Genomic DNA, 17,859 nt, shown 5'->3' with positions numbered 1-17,859 from the left:
GGTTCAGCGGCGGCGGAAGAGCAGGTCGTGCACCACGTGGCCCTTGGCGATGCCGGCCCGTTCGAACTTGGTGACCGGCCGCCAGTCGGGCCGGGGAGCGTAGCCGGGCACGCTGCCGGCCGGGTGGTCGGCGGGCTCCAGCCAGCCGGTGCCGTCACCCTCGGGGTGCAGGTTCTCCAGCTCGGGCGAGGCGGAGAGCACCTCCAGCATCTGCTCGGCGTACGGCTCCCAGTCGGTGGCGCAGTGCACCAGCGCGCCGGGGGCCAGCCGGGGCAGCACCAGCTCCAGGAAGGAGGCCTGGACCAGCCGGCGCTTGTGGTGCTTCGGCTTCGGCCACGGGTCGGCGAAGTAGACCCGCAGGCCGGCCAGCGAGGCGTCGGGCAGCATGTCGCGCAACAGGATGACGGCGTCGCCGGCGGCCGGGCGGACGTTGCGCGAGCCGTCCCGCTCCAGCAGGCCGAGCAGGTTGCCGTGGCCGGGGGTGTGGACGTCGGCGGCGAGGATGCCCGTCGCCGGGTCGGCGGCGGCCATCGCGGCGGTCGTCTCGCCCATCCCGAAGCCGATCTCCAGGGTGACCGGCAGACCGCCGAAGAGCTCCGCCAGGTCCAGCGGGCTGCCGTCGATCGCGATGCCGTACGTCTCCCAGCCCCGGTCCAGCGCGCCCGCCTGGGCGTTGGTCATCCGGCCCCGGCGCGGCTGGAAGCTGCGGATGCGTCGCTCGCTGTGCTGGGCCTCGGTGGCCCGGTGCGGGTACATCGGCGCGGGGTAGCCGGCCGGCGCGGCGGAGAGCCGGGCGGACGGCGATTGCTGGGGGATCGGGGCGGTGGCAGTCACAATCACCCGATTCTACGGGGCCGCCGGGTGCGGCCCCAGGGGCTGTGACGCACCTGACGCGGGGCCCGGGCCGCGTCCGCCCCGCTCCGTTCCGGCCAGGGCGCGCCGGTCGGGACGGGCCGGTCGGGACGGGCCGGCTCAGCCGCCCGCTGCGAGGGCGGCCAGCGCCCGCCGGGCCACCTCGCGGCCGATCGGCAGCGAGGCGGTGGCGGCCGGTGAGGGGGCGTTCAGGACGTGCACCAGACGGCGGGTGGAGCGCGGGTCGTCCGGGTCGAAGCCGGCGAAGGCGAAGTCGTCCAGCAGCGCGCCGTCCCGGGCCACCGCCTGGGCCCGGACCCCGGCGACGGCCGGTACCAGGTCCTCGGCGGTGACGGCGGGCAGCAGCCGCCGGACGGCCGCGGTGAAGGCCCGCTTGGAGAGCGAGCGGTGCAGCTCGCCGAGCTCGTACCGCCAGTGCCGGCGGGCGATCTGCCAGGTGCCGGGGAAGGCGAGCGTCCCGGCGAGGTCGCGCGGGCGGACGGTGCGCCAGTCGTACCCTTCGCGGGCCAGCGCGGGCACCGCGTTCGGGCCGACGTGCACGTCGCCGTGGATGCCCCGGGTCAGGTGCACGCCGAGGAAGGGGAAGGCCGGGTCGGGGACGGGGTAGACCAGGCCGCGTACCAGTTCCCTTCGCTCGTGGGCGAGTTCGTAGTACTCGCCGCGGAACGGCACGATCCGCACGCCGGGGTCGTCGCCGGCCAGCCGGGCGATCCGGTCGCTGTGCAGTCCCGCGCAGTTCACCAGTACCTGGCCGCGCAGCTCGCCGGTGGAGGTCTGCACGGTCACGCCGTCGGCCCGGCGGGCGACCGCCCGCAGTTCGGTGCCGGTGCGCAGCTCCGCGCCCGCCTCGCGGGCCAGCCGGGCGTAGGCGGCGGCCACGGCGGGGAAGTCGCAGATGCCGGTGGTGCCGATGTGCAGCCCGGCGATACCCGTCACCTGCGGCTCGTACGCGGTGATGCCGGCCCGGTCCAGCTCGGCGACCGGGATGCCGTTCTCCCGGCCGCGCTCGGCGAGGGCCCGCAGCCGGGGCAGCTCGGCCGGGTCGGTGGCGACGATCAGCTTGCCCGTCACCTCGTACGGGACGCCGTGGGCGCGGCAGAACTCCACCATCTCGGTGGCCCCGGCGACGGCGTACCGGGCCTTGAGCGAGCCGGGGCGGTAGTAGACGCCGCTGTGGATCACCCCGCTGTTGCGGCCGGTCTGGTGGGCGGCGAAGCCGGGCTCCTTCTCCAGCAGCGCCAGCCGCAGCCCGGGCCGGGCCCGGGTCAGCGCGTACGCCGTGGAGAGCCCGACGATCCCGCCGCCCACCACCAGCACGTCGAAGTCGTACGCCACCGCTCGCTCCTCGTTCGGCCCGGCCCCGCCCGCCGATGCTGTCACGGTGGGCGGGGCCGGTCGAGGGCGCCTCAGCGGGCGTCCGGCTCCAGCCACGGCCAGGTCGCGTGCCGGCCCGCTTCGAGCAGCGGGATCAGCCGGAACGCGGCGTCGCCCAGCCCGCCGAAGGTGTGCCGGTTCGCCGCGCCGCTCGGGCCGTGGCCGGGCGCGTAGCCCGCCAGGTTCCAGGTGTAGACGGGGACGTGGGCCGGCACGGCGGCCAGGGCGTCGCCGCCCCAGTGGTCGCGGCCGGTCTGCTCGTCGGTGACGACGACCACCCGGTCGTGGCCCCGGTAGTGGGTGCGGACGGCCTGGGCGGTGTCGGTGCCGCCGAGGTCGGTGAAGCGGTCCAGGACCCGCAGCACGGCCTCGCCCGGGGCGACCCGGACGACCCGGCTGGTGGTGCCGAACTCGACCAGGTCGGCGTCGGCGGCCCGGACCTTGAGGGCCGTGCCGAAGATCGCCGCCGAGTCGGCCCGGTTGAGCTGGGTCTGCGCGCTCGGCCGGTCGAACATCGAGCCCGAGCGGTCGACCAGGATCAGCGTCCGGCCGGGCAGCGCGGGCACGTTGCCGAGCGAGTGGGAGAGCGCCGTCTCCAGTGCGTGCCCCCAGCGCAGCGACGGCGCGTGCCGGTGCGCGGCGAGGTAGCGGAACGGGAACTGGCGGGAGCGGCGCACCTCGTCCGGGTCGGCGATCCGCCGCGCGACCTCGGCCGCGACCTCGTCCGGGACGCCGGCCTGGTCGAAGTTGCGCAGGTTGCGCACCAGCGCCATCGGGCCCATGGACGGGATGACCGCCGACCAGACGGCCGCGTCCAGCGGGCCCCGCAGCCAGCCGGCCAGTGCCTCCCAGGTCAGCCCGGCCGCGGCGAGCCGCTCGGCACCGCCCTCGGCCGTCACCGCCGCCCGCCGCTGCTCGACGGGCAGGGCGAGCAGTTCGCGGTTGGCCGCGAGCAGCCGGTCGGAGGCGGGCGGGACGGCCTCGTCCGGCCGGTGCCGGCGGTCCAGCGCGTAGCGGAACAGCTCGCCCTGCCACGGCTTGGCCGGGTCGGGCGAGGGGTGGGTCAGCTCCAGCACGTCACCGAAGCGGTAGCCCTTGGACGCGGTGTCGTACTTGAGCAGCGAGCGGGCGTGGTAGAGCCGGCGGACGGCGTCCGCGACCCCGCGCTTGAGCGGCTTCGGCAGCGCCCGGCCGTAGCGGGACGTCCAGTAGGCGAGCAGTTCGCCGGGCTCGTCCGCGCGCTGCAGGACGGCGTCGACGGCCTGCCGCGAGTGGCCGGGCGCCCCGGCGTCCAGCCGGGCCCGGGTGAACTCGGCGGCGCCGACCAGCGCGGCCGTGCGCAGGTGCGCGTCGGACCGCAGCCAGCGCAGCAGGCCCGTGGTCCACTCCGGGTCGGTGACGGCGAGTCCGCGCACCAGCGCGGTGTAGCGGTCGTCCCGCGCGCCGCCCTTCTCGTAGAAGGTGTCCTGACCGACCAGGTTCGCCACCGCCAGCAGGAAGAGTTCGGACCTGGCGTCGCGCTGGAACCCGGTGCCGCCGTTGTGGTTCACGGTGCGCTTCCCGGTGCTGCGTACCGGCGAGGCCGGACTCGGCCGGGCCGTACGGGTGTTGAAACGCGACATGGTGGATGCTGCCCCCTGCTGGCTGGTGGAACGCGAAGGAGGCACGGCGGAGGAAGGGGTGCCCGAGATCGTGCCGGCCCGGCGGCCGGCGTCGGCGGAGGTGTATGCCTTGTGCTCTACCGGATTGAGCTAACGGCCGCGCTCGCGCGCGGCACGCCCGGGACTCGAACCCGGAACCGCAAGATCCGAAGTAACCCCCGCCTGCGCACCGGGCACCCCCCGGCGCTGTGCCTCCCGAGATCGAGGTGGCGGCGGTGTTGTTGTCCGGTTCACCGCGCCCCGCTGGGGGCGCTCCACGAAGTAACCGCTGCCGTCGCACCGGGAGGTGCGGAAAACCTATTGAGGTATGGGTGTCCAGAGATCGATGGCGGCTGAGGTGACGAAGCTGCTCTGCCGACTGAGCTACACCGGCACGAGTGCCGGCGGCGGGACTCGAACCCGCGACCTGCCCATTAGGAGTGGAAGTAACCCCTGCCTGCGCACCTGGACGAGAGAGACGATAGCCAGGCCTCTCCCGCCGGTGCATCCGAATTACCGCCGGGCCCGCTACGCCGGGGCGACGATCACCGCGCGCGCCCGTTCCGTCAGTTCCCGTACCCGGCGCTCCCCCTGGAAGGGTTCGAGGCGGCGCAGCATATCGACCACGTACTCGCGGCTGCGCTGCGAGGAGATCCGGCCGGCGACCTCGACGGCCCGCTCCCCGGCCGCGACCGCCGCGTCCAGGTCGCCCGCCTCGGCCTCGGCCATCGCCGAGACGACCAGCCGCAGCCCGTGCGAGCGGACGAACCCCTCGGTGGGCCGGGCCAGCGCCTCCCGGGTGAACTGGCGGACCTTGGAGGGCACTCCGAGGTCGCGGAAGCACTCGGCGGCGTCGGCGGCGAGGCGGTCGTAGGCGTAGAAGTCGATCCAGGCCGGATCGGGATCCCCGGCGCGCGCCCGTTCCAGCGCGTTCTCCGCGGCGCCGAGCGCCGTCGCGCACGCGGCGGCGTTGCGGGCCTTGGCCTGAGCCCGGGCCTCGACCAGGTGGAAGAAGCTCATGGTGCGGGCGGTGGCCAGCCCGCGGTTGCGCTCCAGCGCGGCCTGCGCGAGGTCGACCGCCTCCTCGGCGAAGCCCCGGTAGCCGGCCTGCAGGCTCATCGAGGCCAGCACGTAGCCGCCGAGCGGAACGTCGGCGGCGGCGCGGGCGAGCCGCAGCGCCTGGATGTAGTACCGCTGGGCGGCCTCGTGCTGGCCGGTGTCGAAGGCCATCCACCCGGCCAGCCGGGTGAGTTCGGCCGTGGCACCGAACAGTGCCCGGCCCACCGCGTCGCTGTAGGAGGCCAGCAGCAGCGGCGCCGCCTCCACCCGCAGGCACTCCGGCACCATCGACGAACGCCAGTCCCCGCCGCCGTACTTGGAGTCCCAGCGGCGGGCCTCCTGGGCGGCCTCGCGGAGCTTGGCGGCGTCCGAGTGGCCGACCCGGTACGAGCCCGCCTCGGCGGGCGTGCGCGGCGCCTCGCGGGCCACCGAGCCGTCCGCCGGGTTGATCAGCCAGCGGGAGACGGGCGTCGCGTACGCGGCGACCGAGAAGGTGCCGGCCAGGCTGTCGCTCCAGCGGCCGCCGCCGGGGCCGCGCCGCAGGTCGAGGTCGACCCGCCAGAGGTCGGTGGCCGAGCGGACCGCCTCGGACACCTCGCGCGGGAAGGCCAGGCCGAGTTCGGGCGCCGGGTCGGTGTCGCCGAGGCCGATCTCCTCCAGCGGCACCGGCCGGCCGAGCTTGCCGCCGATCGCGGTGGCGATCAGGTGCGGGACCGGACCCTGCGGGACCATGCCCTTGCTGACCCACCGGGCCACCGAGGTCTTGTCGTAGCGCAGCGTCAAACCCCTCTGCGCACCCAGGTCGTTGACCCTCCGGGCCAGGCCGGCGTTGCTGATCTGGGCGAGGGTCAGGAGCGTGCCGAGCCGTTCGTTCGGTCCTCGTGGGCTGATGGTCATGGTGGCGGCGGCACCTCCTGCGGCCTTGTGCGCGGGGCCCGGGCGGCACCGGGCCGTAGCTGCTGTACCTAGAGTAGTCGGACGCGTTCCGAGGGTTAAGAGGCCGCATTCCGGATGGCGGGATCGCGCACCCGCCGATCGGCGGCGGGCGCTCCGGCGGGCCCGGGCGGACCGCGCGGACATGGCCGGGGGCGATCGGGCCGGCCGCGCGCCGGAGCGTCGTGCTCCGGTCCCGTGTCGATGTGCGCCCGGCCGTGCCCCCTGGCCCGACCGGCTGGTCGGCGATTCGCTGGTGGTCGTGGGTCGGCCCGCTGTCGAGGACCCGGCGGGCCGGGGGATGCCGCCGTCTCAATCCCCGCGGACGGCGGCGAAGTCCGGGAGGGCATGCGGATGCCCTCCCGGGCCGGACGACGCCTTTCGGCCATCTCGCGATGGCCATGACAAAGGCGGCGAAAGGGCGGTCCGGGCCGGGGAGGGGAAGGCCCGGCCCGCCCGGCCGAGACGCGGCCCGCACGGCTGCTCCGGCCGGACCGTCCGGTGTGCCCGCCGGTGTGCCGGCCGGTGTGCCCGCCGCACCCTCGGGGGCCCCGCCCGGCGAATCGGAAACGACAACTCCGGTCACGGGACGGGCGAGCGGTGGCACGATGTCTCCTGACGGCGCGCCCGATCGCGGCGGCCGGTCGCCGCGGCGCGCCCCGGCCGGGCCGGGCCGCCCGCCGGCGGACGCGCCGCACGGTGCTGGTCCTCGTCCGGTGGAGGCGCGATGCGGTGGCTGACGGGCTGGAGCACGGGTGCGCCCCGAGCGGGCGCCCCGGCGCACGAGCCGCCCGGAGCGGTGGCACCGATCGCCGCGCGCCCCCTGTGGACCGGCCCCAACCCCCTCTGGGCGGTCGGCGACTGGCGCCCCGAGGAGATCCGGCTGGTCACCCTGCGCCCCGGCGCCCCCGCCGTCGTCACCACCGGCGCCGGCGCGCCCGACCCGGTCGAGGACGCCCCCGCGACCACCCGGCTCGCCGTCATCGGCCACTGCGGCGCCACCGACGCCGAACTCGCCGCCGGCCTCGCCGCCGCCCGCGGCGGCGCCGTCCGCCACCTCACCACCTGGCCCGGCAGCTACACCGTCGTCCTGCGCACCGGCACCCGGTCCACCGCGCTGCTCACCGACCTGGCCGGCGCCCGGCCCGTCTTCCACACCCCGTGGGCCGACGGCACCGCGTACGCCACCGCCGCCCTCCCGCTCGCCGATCTGATCGGCGCCCCGCTGGACACCGGCCACCTCGCCGCCCGGCTCGCCTGCCCGGAGTCCCCGGAGGCGCTCGGCACCGGCACCCCGTACCTCGGCGTGCAGCGGGTACCGCCCGGACACACCCTGGCCATCCGCGGCGGCCGCCCCTACCTCGCGGCGTACGACGAGCCCGGCGGCGGGCCGCGGCCGCGCGGCGAGGCACCGGCCGTCCGCGAACTCACCCGCGCCCTGCTGGAGTCCGTCCGGTCCCGGGTCCGCACCCCCGCCGCCGGCGCCGCCGACCCCGGCCGGGCCCGGCTGGGGGTCGACCTCTCGTACGGGACGGCCTCGGCCACCGTCGCCCTGCTCGCCGCCGCCGTCCCGCCCGCGCCCGTCGCCGGACCGGCACCCGCACCCGTGCCCGCCGTCGCCGGACCGGCCGCGCTACCCGGAGGGCGGGCCAGGAACGGCGCGGTCAAGGGCTCCTGGGCCCGGGCGTCCGCTCCGGGCCGGTCCGCTCCCGAGCAGCTGGCGGCCGTCACCCTGGGCGAGAGCGAGGGCCCGGCCACCCTGGCGATCGCCCCCCACACGCCCCGGCTGCGGCACACGGTGCTCGCCCCCGGGCCGGACACCCTCCCGTACGCCGACCTGGTGGCCGACCCGCGGGCCGGACGCCTCACCGACGAGCCCGGTCCGGAGCTGATCGCCGCCGCCCGCGCCGCGGCCCGCTTCGACGCCGGCGGCACCGACCACCTCACCGGGTACGGGGCCCGCCAGGTCCTGGACGGCCACCCGGCCCGGCTGGCCGACCTCGTCCGGGCCGGCCGGCCGCGCGAGCTGCTGCCCCCGGTCGCCGCCCTGGCCGGCGCCGACCGGGTGACGGCGGGCGTCCTGGCGGGTGCGCTGCGCACCCCGCTCACCGTGGTGCGCGCGGCCCACCGGCTCTCCCGGATCCGCTACGCCGACGCGCTCGACGACGCCGCCGTGCGGCTGACGCTGCGGCACGTCCCGGACGGCGGCGGTACGGCGGGCGCCCGCTCGGCCGACGACCTGCTCTGGTGCGTGCCCGGACCGGCGGCCCGCTGGCTCTCCGACGAGGCGCTCTCCGCGGTCGCGCTGCGGCTGCGGCTGGCAGCGCGCGAACCGGCGCCCGCCGAGCCACCGGGCGTGCGCCGGGCCCGGTACGCCCTGCACCGGCACGCGCGCGGGTTCCGCACTCTGGTGCACGCCGCCGAGCAGCCCGGCCAGCGGCTGCACGCGCCGTTCCTGGACAACCAGGTGGTCCGGGCGAGCCGGCTGCTGCCCGACGACGTCCGGCTCCAGCCCGGCGCCCGGCACGCCCTGCTGCACGCCGTCCTCACCGGGGCCGGCCGGACGGACCTGCCGCCCGACTGGGGCCGCGGCCCCCGCCCCGACCGCACCGCCCCCGCCCGGGCGGGCCTGCGGCTCGCCGCCGACGGCATCGCCGAGCTCTTCGACGCCCCGCTGCTCGCCGAGGCCGGGCTGATCGACCTCCCCGCCGTCCGGGCCGGGCTGGCCCGCTGCGCCGACCCCGACGCGCCGCTCGCACCCGGCACCCTGGCCGGGCTCGCCGAGCTGGTCTCCACCGAACTCTGGCTCCGCCGGGTCCGCGCCCGGCGGCACGGCGCCTGCTGGACCGGCCTGCCCCTCGCCCGGCGCACCGCCCTCCCCGCCGCCCGCTTCGCCTGACCCCGACGCGTGCGACCGCGGTGGCCCGACCGCGGTGGCCGGGCCGGGGCGGCCGGGCGGCGGCGCCCGGTTCGGCGCGGCTCGCGGGCGCCGTCCCCCGGGCGGGCGATCATGACGCCATCCCGTCCCGTCCCCGTGGAGGCCGTGGTGACCAGCGCCAGCCCGGATCCGTCCGTCCCCGTCCTGCTCTCGGTGCTCGGCCGTCCGCCGACGGGCCGTCCGCCGGGGGTGCTGGCCGCGTGCGACGGCTCGGACGGTTCGCTCTGGGCGCTGGACCGGGCGATGACCGAGGCCGAGCGGTTCGAACTGCCGCTGTACGTGCTCGCGGTGGTCAACCCGGCCCCGACCGGGTACCCGCCGGGGATGGCCGAACTGGTCCAGGAGAGCGTCGAGACGCTGGTCGAGAGCATGGCGGACGGCCTGCGCCGTGCGGTGGCGGCGGTGCAGCGGGCCCGGCTCCGCCCGTACGCGGGGGAGCTGTCGCTGCACGTGGTGCTCGGCAACGTGATCGAGGTGCTGCTGGCGGCCTCGGCCCGGCAGCACACGCTGGTGCTCGGCACCCGGGGCAACGGCGGCTTCGGCCGGCTGCTGCTGGGCTCGGTCGGCTCGGCCGCCGTCCACCACGCGGCCTGTCCGGTCCTGATCGTCCCCGCGCCTCCGGACCGCTGAGCCGACCGCCGGGCCGACCGCTGAGCCGACCCCCGGCCGGCCGCCGGGCCACGGAGGCCGGCCGAGGGCGCCCGGGCGCGGTCCCGCGCCGGTCGGGCACGCTCCGCGCCGGAGCGCACGGCCTGCCGGGAGGTGGGAGGGGAGCGCTCGCGCGCCGGGAATGTCCCGAGATGGTTCATCGTTCACCTATCCCGGAACCCCGCCCTCCCCACCCCTGGAGAACCGCCGCCATGAAGGTCGAGATCTACTCCGACATCGCCTGCCCCTGGTGCTACATCGGCAAGCGCCGCTTCGAGCAGGCGCTGGACGGCTTCGCGGGCAAGGAGGACGTCGAGGTGGTCTACCGGCCGTACCAGCTGGTGCCGGACGCCCCGGCCACCGCGAGCCCGCACCGCGCGTGGCTGGCCGAGCGCTACGGCCCGCAGTCCGTCGCGATGGACGCCCGGGTGGCCGAGCTGGGCCGTGCCGAGGGCATCAGCTACGACTTCGACGCCGCGCTGCACGCCAACACCTTCCTCGGCCACCGGCTGCTCCACCTCGCCGGGACCGAGTACGGCGCGGCGGCGCAGGGCCGGCTGAAGGAGGCGCTGCTCAAGGCCCACTTCAGCGACGGGGTGGACGTCGGCGACCGCGCCGCGCTGACCCGGCTGGCGGTGTCCGCGGGCCTGGACGGCGACCGGGTGGCGGCCTACCTCGCGGGCGACGAGGGCGCCGCCGAGGTGAGCGCCCAGCTCGCCGAGGCCCGCGAGCTGGGCATCACCGCCGTGCCGACCTTCGTCTTCGAGGGAAAGTGGGCCGTCCAGGGCGGCCAGGACGCCGAGACCTTCCGCAAGGTGCTGGAGCAGGTCGCCGAGGAGATCGGCGAGCGCCGGCCCGAGCCGGTGCCGGTCGTCGCGGCCGGCGAGGCCTGCGCGGACGGCTCCTGCGCCGTCTGACCGGCCCCTACCGGGACCGCCGGCACCCTCCCGGGGCCCGCTTCTGGCACACCTGAAGCGGGCCTCGGCCCAGTCGGACACGTTCAGCGCCGACCGGACGCCGTGCGCCGGGGTGACCACCAGCCGGATCGACCTCTGCCCGGCCAGCGGCACGTGCACCGGCACCGCGTCGTCCCCGGTGGCCAGCGGCGGCGAGCGCCACAGGGTCCGGCCGTCGCCGCCCTGCACCGAGAAGACCACGCCGCCGGTCGAGGCGGCGATGTCGTCCACCCCGGCCACCGCGTCGAAGGCCGTGCAGCCGCGGTTGAGGTCGACCACCGTGGTCGCGGGCGCGTGCACGGTGATGCCGTGGGCCCGGGGGGTGCCGCCGATCGAGACGCTGTCGCGCTGCCAGAACCAGTCGCTGCCCCGCTGCCGGATGCTCGGGGTCGACGCCGGCACCCGGTTGTTGCCGGGCTTCAGTACGGGCAGGTCGTCGGCCCAGAAGTCGGTCGGAGCCGGCGGTGTGACGGTCGGGGTCGGCAGCGGCGGGGGAGTCGGGGTGGGCAGGACCGGCACCTCGGGGGTGGGTACCGGGGGCGGCGTCGGGGTCGGCACCACGGGTACCGGCGGCAGCGGCGGAGGGGTCGGCCGGGTCGGCCGCGGCGAGGGCGGGGCCGGTGCGGGGGAGGAGGCGGCCGGACTGCTCGGCGCGGGCGGCGGCACGGCCTTCGGCGCCGGGCGGGGTGCGACGGAGGGCGTCGGCGTCGGTGACGGGGTGGCGGAGGGGCTCGGCGCGGGTTCCACCACCGGGACCGGATCGGGGGTGCGCGGCGCCGCGCTCGGTACCGGTGCCACCGGCGGCGGCGCCGGTAGGGCCGGGGAGGAGGCCGGCGGCGCGGCCAGCGGGGGCTTCGGCTCGGGCGAGCCGGTCAGCGCGTAGGCGGCGACGGCGGCCGCCGCCACGGCGACCGCGGCGGCGATGCCGGCCTTGGCCGCCATGCCCAGGCCCTCGCCCGCCGCCGCGGCGCCACCGCTCCCGCCGGCCGCGCCACCCGCGGATCCGGCCGCGGCGCCTGCCGTCGCCCCGGAGGTCCCGCCGGCCGCGCCGCCCGCGGCGGCCGCCGCCGTCCCCGCGGCCGCGCCGCCGACCGCCGCCGCACCGCCCACGGCGGCAGCGGCGGCGCTGAAGCCGCCCACCCCCACCCAGACCAGGACGCCGCCGGGCAGCAGCGCCCGCAGGCTGTGGTTGATCTCGGACAGCTCCAGGCAGGCGGCCGTGCACCGGTCGCACTCCCGCAGGTGCCGGCCGACCTCCGCGGACGCCCGCTTGCGCAGCGAGCCGCGCGCGTAGGCGCCGAGCCGGTTGGCGTACGCCTCGCAGGCCCGGGCCTGGCTGCCCGAGACATGGGCCTGGAGGAAGGCCGCGGCCAGCCGGTCGCGGGCCCGGTGCGCCTGGACGGCGGTGGCGTTGGCGGTCTTGCCGAGCATCACCGCGACGGTCTTGGGGGACTCCCGTTCGACCTCGGTGTGCCAGAGCACCATCCGGTCGTCCTCGGGCAGTTCGGCGTAGGCCTGCATCACCATGCGCTGGTCGGCCAGCGCCATCGCCCAGGCGTCGGCCCCCGGGTCGGCCAGGTCCAGGTCGACGGTGGCGGCCGAGGTCTGCGCGAACGTGCTGAAGTCGTCGACGAGTTGCTCGCGCCGCTCACTGCGGGTCCAGGCCGCGGCGACGTTGCGGACGGCGGTCAGCAGATAGGCGCGGACGGCGAACTCCGGGCCCTTGCCCGCCCGCAGCGCCTGCAGCGTGCGGGCGAACACCTCGCCGGCCAGGTCCTCGGCGGTGAAGCTGTCCCGGCAGCAGGTCCGCGCGTAGCGGCGCACCGAGTCGGCGTGCCGGCGGTAGATCTCCTCGTACGCGGCGTCGTCGCCGGCCCGCACCCGGGCGGTCAACTCGGCGTCGGAGGCCGGGCGCTCGCCGTCGACCGGGTCGGCGGGGGCCGGTACGGTCGGCCGGGCGCGGGAGCCGTCGTCGACGAAGGCCTCCGGGGCCACGCCGCCGCGGCCGGCCGGTGCCTGGCCGGGGACGCGGGTCTGCGGGTACGCGTCGGAGGCGGAGAGGGTCTCGCGGCTGGGCATCCCGGCCTGGTCAGGCACCTGCCCCGACGCGCTCGGCACCGCGCCGGGCGCCTGCCCCGGCCCGTGCCCGGCCCTGCCGGGGCCCCCGTCCGCGCCACCCGTCCCGCCGTTCGGTCCGCCCGGGCCGGAGCGGCCGAAGTCGAGGCCGTAGCCGTAGTCGTTCTGTTCCTCGGCGCTCACAACGGACCCCAGATTCCACGACAGCCCCCGTAGTGCGGCAGAGCACACGGGAGTGCGTGAGCGCACGGTTCCCCGCTGTACGGCGCCGAGGGCGCGCGAACGGCGCGCATCGGGACATTGGCTCCAACCACGGGCAAAGGATGGCATAGCGCAGAGTTGGGCGGTAGCCGGACCGCCGCGACCCACTCTTCCGAGGGGCCGTCGAGGATGTGTTCGCCCCGTCCGGTGCACCGGCGCGGCGGCGGCCGCCCCCGGCGCGCGGCCGAGCCGCTCACGCCGGGTTGATCCTCAACTCCCCTGCCCTCCGGGGCCCGCGGTCACCAGAGCGGTGGGATCAGCGCGCCCGGAGCCCGTCCAGCAGGATCCGCAGCAGCCGGTCGGCCGGTCCTTCGACGGGTTGACCGCCCGTCTGCTGACCGCCCGCCGCCGGGAACGCGCCGCCGAACGCGGCCGACACGGGCGCCGTGTACGGGTCCGCCCCCGGTACGCCGCGCGAGGCGTGCACCGGAACCGAGGCGGTCAGCACCAGCACCACGTCCGCGACCGTCACCCCCGGCCGCAGCTCCCCGGCCGCGCCCGCGCGCGCCACCAGGGCGGCGAGCAGTTGCAGCAACTGCCGCGGGTCCGCGTCGGCCGCGGGCTCTCCGCCGCCCTCCGGCAGCCCGCCGTGCCGCGGCTCGAACCGGTTGCCGAGCAGGGCGCCCGCGCCGGCCGGATCCCCCGAGCGCTGCTCGGGCACCCTGCCCAGCTCCTCCGCGTACCGGAAGGCCTCCGGCGGCAGCAGCCGCCCGGCCCCCGTACCCACCGCCCGCGCCAGGTAGCCGGCCAGCGACTCCCAGGCACCGCCGCCGCCGTACAGCGACTCCCGCGCCTGCGCGGTCAGCCACGCCACCTCCTCGGCGGCGATCCGCTGGACCAGCACCTCCTTGCTCGGGAAGCGCCGGTACACCGTGCCCACCCCGACCCCGGCCCGGCGCGCGACCTCCTCCATCGGCGCGCCGTAGCCGAACTCGCCGAACACCTCGCGGGCCGCACGCAGCACGCTCTCCAGGTTCCGCCGGGCGTCCACCCGCAGCCGGGCACCGGACACCGGTCCGCCACCGCCCTGCGGCGGTTCGGCCGGGTAGTGGACCGCCGCGTACGCCACCGCGGCCTGCGGTGGCAGGTCCGCGGGGCTGCGCTGCTCCGGCACCACGCCCTGGCCGACGCGCGGTACCGCCGCCCGGCCCAACAGTCGCTCCTGCTCCATCATCCCAACTCTCCCCCGCAGGTGCCCGATCCCGGACCCTGCCGTCGCCCGCCCCTGCACCCCCCGGTGCAGCTCCGCCTGTCAGAAATGACCCGATGACCCATCGCTCGTAGTCGGTTGTGACGCAAGCCGCGTCCGGGTGACGCCAGACCGCACGCGCACGGCGACCGCGCACGCAAGGCCATGCGGACTCCGCTCCGACCGGTGCCACCGGGCCGGGACCGCACATCCGGCCCGGCGCGTCGGCACCCCACGGGGCCTCGTCCGGGAACTACCCTTCCCCGGAACACCGTCCCGCAGTCGGGTTTACGCGCCAACACTGGAACTGGCCGTAATGGCCGCTCCACGGTGCGTCGCCGCCAGTTGTCATGGCGATGGCCGCCCCGATGCACAATCCGACCATAGTTCACGGCCGTTCGAAGCCGAAAGTGCGTCAGAAACTCACCCAGGCAGCACATCTGGCACCACGGGGCAACTCCCGCCCCAACCGACCCGGCACGGACTGTGGACAAGAGGCCCTCCGACGGTCCTTCATTGAGGGCGTGGTGGGGGGCACCCCCGGCCGAGAGCCGGGGACAGGTCGCATCGGCAGGAGGTTCGCCATCAGAATTCTGATCGTCGGCGGCGGCTGCGCCGGGATGTCCACCGCGCTGCACCTCCAGCGCGGCCTGCGCGAACGGCTGCGCCGGGGCGAGGCGGAGATCACCGTGGTCGAACCGCAGTCCTACTTGACGTACCACCCCTTGCTCGCCGAGGTCGCGGCCGGCTCGATCGACCCCCGCCACGTGGTCGTCCCGCTGCGGCGGGCCCTGCCGGACTGCCGGGTGCTCACCGCCCGGATCACCCGGATCGAGCACGGCACCCGCCGCGCCTGGGCCGACGCCGCCGCCCGCGGGGAACCGCCGGCCCCGGTCGAGCTCGACTACGACGTCCTGGTGGTGGCCCCCGGCTCGGTCTCCCGGACGGCGCCGGTGCCCGGGCTGGCCGAGCACGGGCTGGGGTTCTCCACCGTCGGCGAGGCGGTGAGCCTGCGCAACCACGTCCTGGAACAGCTCGACCTGGCCTCCGCGACCCGTGACCCGGCCCTGCGCCAGGCCGCGCTCACCTTCGTCTTCGTCGGCGCGGGCTACGCCGGCGTCGGCGCGCTCGCCGAACTGGAGGACATGGCGCGCACCGCCGTCCGCGGCTACCACAACATCAGCCCCGGGGACCTGCGCTGGGTCCTGGTCGAGGCCACCGACCGGATCCTCGCCGAGGAGTCGCCCGAGCTGGCCGCGCACACGCTGGCCGAACTGCGCGAGCGCAGCGTCGACGTCCGCCTGGGCACCAGGCTGGAGTCGGCCGCCGACCGGGTGATGGCGCTCTCCGACGGCAGCCGGTTCGCCGCCCGGACCCTGGTCTGGACGGCCGGGGTGCGCCCGTCCCCGCTGCTGCGCGACACCGACCTGCCGCTGGACACCGCCGGCCGGATCCGCTGTCTGGCCACCCTCCAGGCGGTCGGCCCGGACGGGCGGGCGCTGCCCGGGGTCTGGGCCGCCGGGGACTGCGCCGCCGTTCCCGACCCGCACGCCGACGGGGCGCCCTGCGCGCCCAACGCCCAGCACGCCTTCGCCCAGGCCGAGCTGCTCGCCGCCAACGTGCTCGTCGCCTTGGAGGGCGGCCCGCGCGCCGAGGGCATCGTCGAGTACCGGCCGGACCGCGCGGCCTGCTCGACCTCGCTGGGCCTGGGCCGCGCGGTCGCCCACACCGGCCGGGGCGGCCGGCTCACCGGCCGTCGCGCCTGGTGGCTGCACCGGGCCCGGCACCTGCGCCGGCTGCCGAGCGCGGACCGGCGGGTGCGGGTGCTGATGGACTGGGTGCTCGGCGGGCTGTTCTCCCGGGAGGTGGTCTCGCTCGGGACGGTGGAGCACCCGCGTTCGGAGTTCGAGGCCGGCTTCGGCAAGGGCGGCGCCGACGACCGGCCGACCTGAGGGCGGCGCCGGCGGCCGGCTGTGACCGACAAGACGGCCGCGCCCAGCGCGCGCGACTTCCGGAATCGGGCCTCCGCCTGACAGGATCGGCCCGACCGAGTCATTACCCGGTGTGGCAGTCTGCACACAAAAAGTGATGATATGCCTGGTAAACGAGGAAGCGGCCGTCGTTTGAACCTCATGCGCTGGAGCGCCCGGCTCACCGGAGCCCCGTGGCGGACCGCCCCGCCCGCCGGGCGCGGCACCGACCAGGGCACGCCGTCCGGCGACGGCGTGGTCGTCCCCAGCCCCCGCGACCCCACCAGCCTCGTCAGTCCCACCGAGGTGCTCGACCCGCAGCGGCCCCAGGACCTGCGCGAGGTGCTGAACCGCATCCCCGCCCCGGTCGCCGTCACCTACGGCCCGCTGCACCAGCTCGGCTACGCCAACCGCGCCTACCGCGAACTCTTCGGCGACCGGCCCACCGGCCTGCCCGCCTGCGAGGCACTGCCCGAGCTCGGCACCATGGGCGTCCTGCCGCTGATGGACCAGGTCATCCGCGGCGGCAGCCCGCGCAGCGTCAAGGCCCGCTGCATCCTCGGGCTCACCGGCAACCGCTACTACAACGTCTCCTGCGTCCCCCTCAGCCGGCACGAGAGCCGGACCGAGAGCAGGGTGGACGGCCGGCGCGAGAACAGGGCCGAGGGCCGGACCGAGGTGGCGGAGGGCGAGGAGCCGAGGGACGCACTGCCCGCCGGCGTCCTCATCTTCGCCGCCGAGGTCACCGACCAGGTGCTCGCCGCCACCCGGCTGCGCGAGGCCGAACGCCGCCAGCGCGAGGCCGCCGTCACCCTCCAGCGGAGCCTGCTCCCCCAGAAGCTCGACCAGCCCGCCGACCTCCGGGTCGCCGCCACCTACCAGCCCGGTGGCGCGGAGGCCGCGGTCGGCGGTGACTGGTACGACGTCATCGCCATCGACGGCGGCCGCACCGCGCTGGTCATCGGCGACGTGATGGGGCGCGGCCTGCGAGCCGCCGCCGTGATGGGCCAGCTCCGCACCGCCGTCCGCGCCTACGCCCGGCTCGACCTGCCGCCGCACGAGGTGATGCGCCTGCTCGACGGCCTCGCGATGGAGATCGACGCCAACCAGATCGCCACCTGCACCTACGCGGTCTGGGACCCAGAGCGCCACGCCCTCACCTATGCCTCCGCGGGACACCTGCCGATGCTGCTCCGCTGCCCCGACGGCACCATCCTGCGCAGCGAGGAGCAGAACGGCCCGCCCCTGGGCACCGGCGGCGGCGTCCACCTCTCCCACACCCTGCGGCTGCTCCCCGGCACCATCGGCGTCCTCTATACGGACGGTCTGGTGGAGCGCCGGGACGAGGACATCGACCAGGGCCTCGACCTGCTCGCCCGGACGCTCGCCGGGGCCGCCGGCGCTCCCGAGGTGATCTGCGCCCGGCTGCTCCGGGCCATGGGCGTCAGTTCGGACCACGACGACGACGTCGCCATCCTGGCCTTCCAGCTGCCGGCCGAGGAGACCCTGCCCGCCCTCCCGGAGCTGGGAGCGGCGCTTGACTCGACCCCCTGACAGGTCTAGTGTTCTTCGAGCTGCCTGGCTGGGAGCACCGGACACGTATCAACGCGGACGGTCCCGAGGCGGCCAATCCCTGGAAACACCATTTCGGCTCGGTCTGGGCTGTGCGCTGTCATATTGACGGTGTCGCTCATGCCTTATTCGTCATGCCTGTTTATATGGATTGCGGCCGGATTCGCCTTTCGGGGCGGGGATCGGCTAGAGTTTGAAACGTCGGACAGGGCGTCAAGCCCGGGAAGACACCAGCGAGTTGGATGAACGAAGCGCCGGAAACGGAGCGGAAAACATCTGGTAAGCTGGAAACACGAAAGAACGAAGCGCCCGGAGGGCCCGCTGGAAGGCGGTCCGAAGGAAGTGTCCGTTCCTTGAGAACTCAACAGCG

General features: G+C 76.4%; 9 protein-coding genes, 1 tRNA gene and 2 pseudogenes. 5 read left to right on the top strand and 7 right to left on the bottom strand.

The genetic code is table 11. From position 1 onward, the window contains the following. Positions 1–3: 3 nt before the first annotated feature. The 5 genes from trmB to ABT263_RS16740 form a co-directional block, all read right to left on the bottom strand. The gene (gene trmB / locus ABT263_RS16760) at positions 4–834 is read right to left on the bottom strand and encodes a tRNA (guanosine(46)-N7)-methyltransferase TrmB (protein ID WP_329489069.1); all 831 of its coding nucleotides are present in this window, start codon (positions 832–834) and stop codon (positions 4–6) included. Positions 835–972: 138 nt separating this feature from the next. Then, positions 973–2,208 (bottom strand): L-2-hydroxyglutarate dehydrogenase, encoded by a 1,236-nt coding sequence (gene lhgD, locus ABT263_RS16755; protein WP_329489070.1) that lies wholly within the window; start codon positions 2,206–2,208, stop codon positions 973–975. 71 nt (positions 2,209–2,279) lie between these two features. Further along, positions 2,280–3,869: a TROVE domain-containing protein gene (locus ABT263_RS16750; protein ID WP_352291162.1), complete on the bottom strand. Its 1,590-nt coding sequence runs from the start codon at positions 3,867–3,869 to the stop codon at positions 2,280–2,282. A 417-nt stretch (positions 3,870–4,286) separates the two neighbouring features. Continuing rightward, positions 4,287–4,348: transfer RNA gene (locus ABT263_RS16745), tRNA-Ser, on the bottom strand. Positions 4,349–4,415: 67 nt separating this feature from the next. Then, positions 4,416–5,843, bottom strand: coding sequence for an NsdA family TPR-like regulatory protein (locus tag ABT263_RS16740; RefSeq protein ID WP_352291161.1), 1,428 nt, complete (start codon positions 5,841–5,843; stop codon positions 4,416–4,418). Positions 5,844–6,606: 763 nt separating this feature from the next. Between ABT263_RS16740 and ABT263_RS16735 the strand changes: the two genes are divergently transcribed. From ABT263_RS16735 to ABT263_RS16725, 3 genes are all read left to right on the top strand, one after another. Next, positions 6,607–8,778, top strand: a complete 2,172-nt coding sequence (locus ABT263_RS16735) for an asparagine synthase-related protein (RefSeq protein WP_352291160.1) — start codon at positions 6,607–6,609, stop codon at positions 8,776–8,778. 147 nt (positions 8,779–8,925) lie between these two features. Further along, the gene (locus ABT263_RS16730) at positions 8,926–9,447 is read left to right on the top strand and encodes a universal stress protein (protein ID WP_329489074.1); all 522 of its coding nucleotides are present in this window, start codon (positions 8,926–8,928) and stop codon (positions 9,445–9,447) included. A 170-nt stretch (positions 9,448–9,617) separates the two neighbouring features. Beyond that, the gene (locus tag ABT263_RS16725) at positions 9,618–10,382 is read left to right on the top strand and encodes a DsbA family oxidoreductase (RefSeq protein ID WP_352291228.1); all 765 of its coding nucleotides are present in this window, start codon (positions 9,618–9,620) and stop codon (positions 10,380–10,382) included. A 66-nt stretch (positions 10,383–10,448) separates the two neighbouring features. Here ABT263_RS16725 and ABT263_RS16720 read toward each other — a convergent pair. Both ABT263_RS16720 and ABT263_RS16715 read right to left on the bottom strand, forming a co-directional pair. Continuing rightward, positions 10,449–12,500 (bottom strand): annotated as a pseudogene (locus ABT263_RS16720) (sigma-70 family RNA polymerase sigma factor); the annotation flags it as partial. Positions 12,501–13,014: 514 nt separating this feature from the next. Continuing rightward, positions 13,015–13,932: a TetR/AcrR family transcriptional regulator gene (locus ABT263_RS16715; RefSeq protein ID WP_352291159.1), complete on the bottom strand. Its 918-nt coding sequence runs from the start codon at positions 13,930–13,932 to the stop codon at positions 13,015–13,017. Between the two features lie 599 nt (positions 13,933–14,531). On the opposite strand from ABT263_RS16715, the gene ABT263_RS16710 reads away from it, so the two are divergent. Both ABT263_RS16710 and ABT263_RS16705 read left to right on the top strand, forming a co-directional pair. Continuing rightward, positions 14,532–15,899, top strand: coding sequence for an NAD(P)/FAD-dependent oxidoreductase (locus tag ABT263_RS16710; protein WP_352291227.1), 1,368 nt, complete (start codon positions 14,532–14,534; stop codon positions 15,897–15,899). Between the two features lie 141 nt (positions 15,900–16,040). Further along, positions 16,041–17,459 (top strand): annotated as a pseudogene (locus tag ABT263_RS16705) (PP2C family protein-serine/threonine phosphatase); the annotation flags it as partial. Positions 17,460–17,859 lie beyond the last annotated feature (400 nt).

Source organism: Kitasatospora sp. NPDC001603 (assembly GCF_040298365.1).
In the GTDB taxonomy this organism is placed as follows: Bacteria; Actinomycetota; Actinomycetes; order Streptomycetales; family Streptomycetaceae; genus Kitasatospora.
This window is presented reverse-complemented; position numbering and strand designations above follow the sequence as displayed.